Source organism: Pedobacter sp. 05L430 (assembly GCF_056397585.1).
Window position 1 is genome coordinate 1 of sequence record NZ_JBFTNT010000384.1, and the last position, 3,445, is coordinate 3,445.

The window sequence follows — 3,445 nt, forward strand, 5'->3', positions numbered from 1 at the left end:
GTATTACAGGCATCAGGAAAGCTCAAGCTCTATTGTTGACGATCTTGGAGAAGCTGAGGTGCTGGGAGGATATAAGATGGAAGAAGACATGCTGGATAACATCAATAAAGTAACCCTTGAAGATATAGGTAAAGCATTTGCGAAATATGCAAAAGGTGTAATATGGCTATATCTGGGCGACGAACAATTGGGTAAGCAGGCCTTTCAATAGGTTTTAGCTACGGTTTTCCCAAGATACCAACAGATCCAGCTAAAGAATGGTGCAGCTATAACGTCAGCTGTATAATGTACATGCTGAACAAGCAGAAGTCCCCCAACAATTACCGCAGCAATAAAAGATATGAGCTTATCTCTTTTGCTTTGCATGCACAAACCACCTATAATTAAAGTAGCAGTATGGCCTGAAAAGAAAAGGTCTTTGGTGATTACATTTGATCTGTAAAAAAGAATAGAACATGGGTCTGCCAATTCAATGATGCCGGTAGGAGCGTTAAGCGGTACTAATGTAATAGATAAAATGCGGGCAATGCATAAGAATATGAATGTCCATAATGCTGTTAGGCAAATAGAAGTGTTTCTGGACATCCGTACCAGAAACAGGATAATTATTGCATAAAGTATAATAAATATATACAGTGAAACATCAATGGCTGGTATTTTTTTCAATAACCAATCATTTAATACCGTACCTTCTCTTGATTCTATATGGTGAAAAAACTGTGGAATAAACAATAATATTCCGATAAGTATAATTGTTCCTAGTATAAGTTTGAGCCTAAATGGTGGATATTCCCATGCAATTTGCCAGGAGAATTGTCTAGAATGCATTATTTAATCTAAGTTTTGTTTATTTCTAATCGTAAAAAAGTATGTCTCAATTACCCCCTAATATTGTCGTACACTGCCTCTCTAATAGTTAGATTATAGCAGTAAGTTCGTAGTGTTAAACATACTCAGTAAAAGTCAGAATTTATATTCTGATTACACTAAATTAACATTAAAAAATTAAAATGTAAATATCATGGAAATCAAAACAACTAGTGAAAGAATGTATGCTCTTCTTGTATTATTTGATATGCATACCAGTTTTTATTCGAAAGCCATTTTGGGAATCACCACAAGGGACGCACATAACAGATTGAATACTAAAGCTAATCACGTTTCGTGGCTTGCTGGAAGCCTTGTTGAGCAGCGCTATTATTTGGCAAATATGTTGGGTATTTCAGGTAATCAGACTGCCCATAAATTATTTGAAAATCATCAGGGAATAATTGAAAATGCTACCTACCCACCATTAAGTGAGTTTAATGAAGATTGGGATAAGATAAGTCCACTATTAAGAGATGCATTAATAAAAGTTACTGATGAAAAACTTAACGAGGAGATTGATATGGGATTTGAAAAGATGACTGCTTATGAGCTGATCGCATTCATTATTTATCGTGAAGCAAATTGTATTGGTCAGATCGCATTATGGCGTAGGCTATTAGGCTATGAGGCAATTAAATACGACTAAATAAAATATTATAAATTTAGTAAATTCATATTCCAAAATCAAACTATAAACTAAAAACTAAAAACTATGAAAATTGCAGTTATTATTGTCCGTACTTTAATAGGGTTATTACTTTTATTTGCCTCAGTATCCTATTTTTTTAATCTTGTACCACAACCCGAGCTTAAAGGGGATGTTAAAACATTTATGCTGGGCGTAAATGCAACTGGTTACTTAATGAATCTGATTAAGATAACCGAACTTATTTGTGGAATTGCTTTTATCACGGGGCGTTTTGTAACACTGGCTAATGTTGTTATATTTCCGATTGTTATAAATATTGTCTTGTTTCATGGTTCCCTTGATCCTTCGGGGATTGGAGCTGGTTTATTTTTACTAATTGGCGTTTTATTTCTTGCATGGTATCACCGTAAAAATTACGAAAGCTTATTTGTCGCAAAATCATTTTAACCGACATTGCCTAAATGCTTGGATATGGCAATTCTAAATTCATATTTAAACTTTGATGGAGATGCAGAAGAAGCATTTAACTTCTATAAATCGGTATTTGGAGGTGAATTCCTGGTATTAACAAGATTTAAAGAAATCCCGGAATGTGAGATCATGTCGATAGAGGATCAGGAAAAGATTATGCACATTTCGTTGCCAATTGGCAAAGCAAGTATCCTCATGGCTACAGATATTTTAAGCTCTTTAGGACAATCATTAACTCTTGGTAATAATTCGTATATTTCTATTAGTGCTGAAACTGAAGAAGAGGCGATTAGGTTGTTTAACGGCTTATCCGTTGGTGGGGTAATTACTATGCCACTTGAAAAGTCTTTTTGGGGCTCTTTCTTTGGAATGTTTAATGATAAATATGGTATTCAATGGATGATAAATTATGAGTTTAAATAATCAGTTTTTTATGGCTCATCCGGCACTCCAGCCGTATATTGATGGTTACTTATATTTAGATATGAACTTTTCTTGTGATACAGGTGCTCCGTTAAATATTTATCCGGTTACCAGTACACAAATGTCTTTCGTGATTGATGAACAACATTTATTTCATGAGGTGGGGGTTGATAGGATTTATCAGTATCCGCTTTGTTTTTTGGGCTTACTTGACCATAGCCGAAGCTTCGATGTTTACCCAAAAGAACTCATAATGGTGATTTTTAAACCTTATGGAGCTTTTAAACTATTTGGTATTCCGCAGCGTTATTTCTCAAATGAAGCTACGGATGTACAGCTTCTTTTTCCTGAAATTAAAATTTTAACTGAACAATTGAGGGAAGTTGCAAAGATGCCAACCGCAGTTGTTGCCAGATTAGAAAGTTGGCTGCTTAAGCGGTTAATTAATACCGAAAAAATTAATGTAAATAGTGTGGCGTATGCTTGCGACCAAATACAGAAAAGTAGAGGGCTTATTCGCATTGCAGAACTTAGCCGGCAAGTAGGAATGTCTGAAACTAATTTGGGTGTGCAGTTTAGAGAAAAAGTAGGATTTAGTGCGAAAGCTTTTAGCAGGATTGTACGGTTCAATAACATCAACAGTTTTATTACAGAGAATAATGCTGTTAACTGGCAGGAATTGGTCTATAAATTCGATTTTTTTGATCAAAATCATTTCATTAAAGAATTTAAGCGTTTTTACGGTTGCACACCGTCTCAGTGGCACGCTGGTCTTTCGCAGGATCTTTAATTTTAAAGAGCAAAAGCCGGAAAAGTATCCGGCTTTTGATTTTTTTCATAGGAGGTGATTTTGTAATTGACGTTGAGAGACGTGATTGATATTTTTATATTAATTACATTTTAAATCTTATGTGCCGGTAACAAAGTACTAAAGAGGCCGGCACGATTAGCAGATTTGTTTAACCAAATAGCTATTACAAACATAGGCATGTGATATTTTTTTTACAACTGTGTAAATACACAGGTGAATTT

At 34.7% G+C, this 3,445-nt stretch carries 6 protein-coding genes; 5 read left to right on the top strand and 1 reads right to left on the bottom strand.

Features of this window, described 5'->3' with window-relative positions:
• Positions 1 to 211: hypothetical protein (locus AC1DG9_RS25175; protein ID WP_477635476.1), on the top strand; the 211-nt coding region annotated here is incomplete at its 5' end.
• On the opposite strand, the gene AC1DG9_RS25180 is transcribed toward AC1DG9_RS25175, so the two are convergent.
• Entirely contained in the window at positions 205 to 828 is a 624-nt protein-coding gene (locus AC1DG9_RS25180) for a phosphatase PAP2-related protein (RefSeq protein ID WP_337716292.1), read from the bottom strand. The genes AC1DG9_RS25175 and AC1DG9_RS25180 overlap by 7 nt on opposite strands.
• 193 nt (positions 829 to 1,021) lie before the next feature.
• Between AC1DG9_RS25180 and AC1DG9_RS25185 the strand changes: the two genes are divergently transcribed.
• The 4 genes from AC1DG9_RS25185 to AC1DG9_RS25200 all read left to right on the top strand — a co-directional run bounded on the left by AC1DG9_RS25185 (position 1,022) and on the right by AC1DG9_RS25200 (position 3,203).
• Positions 1,022 to 1,516 (top strand): DinB family protein, encoded by a 495-nt coding sequence (locus AC1DG9_RS25185; protein WP_172663036.1) that lies wholly within the window; start codon positions 1,022 to 1,024, stop codon positions 1,514 to 1,516.
• Between the two features lie 66 nt (positions 1,517 to 1,582).
• Positions 1,583 to 1,966 (top strand): DoxX family membrane protein, encoded by a 384-nt coding sequence (locus tag AC1DG9_RS25190; protein ID WP_172663035.1) that lies wholly within the window; start codon positions 1,583 to 1,585, stop codon positions 1,964 to 1,966.
• Between the two features lie 24 nt (positions 1,967 to 1,990).
• Positions 1,991 to 2,413, top strand: coding sequence for a VOC family protein (locus tag AC1DG9_RS25195; RefSeq protein ID WP_172663034.1), 423 nt, complete (start codon positions 1,991 to 1,993; stop codon positions 2,411 to 2,413).
• Positions 2,400 to 3,203 carry a helix-turn-helix domain-containing protein gene (locus tag AC1DG9_RS25200; RefSeq protein ID WP_288879387.1) on the top strand — a complete coding sequence of 268 codons (804 nt, stop codon included), beginning with the start codon at positions 2,400 to 2,402 and terminating at the stop codon, positions 3,201 to 3,203. Before AC1DG9_RS25195 ends, AC1DG9_RS25200 begins: the two co-directional genes overlap by 14 nt.
• Positions 3,204 to 3,445 lie beyond the last annotated feature (242 nt).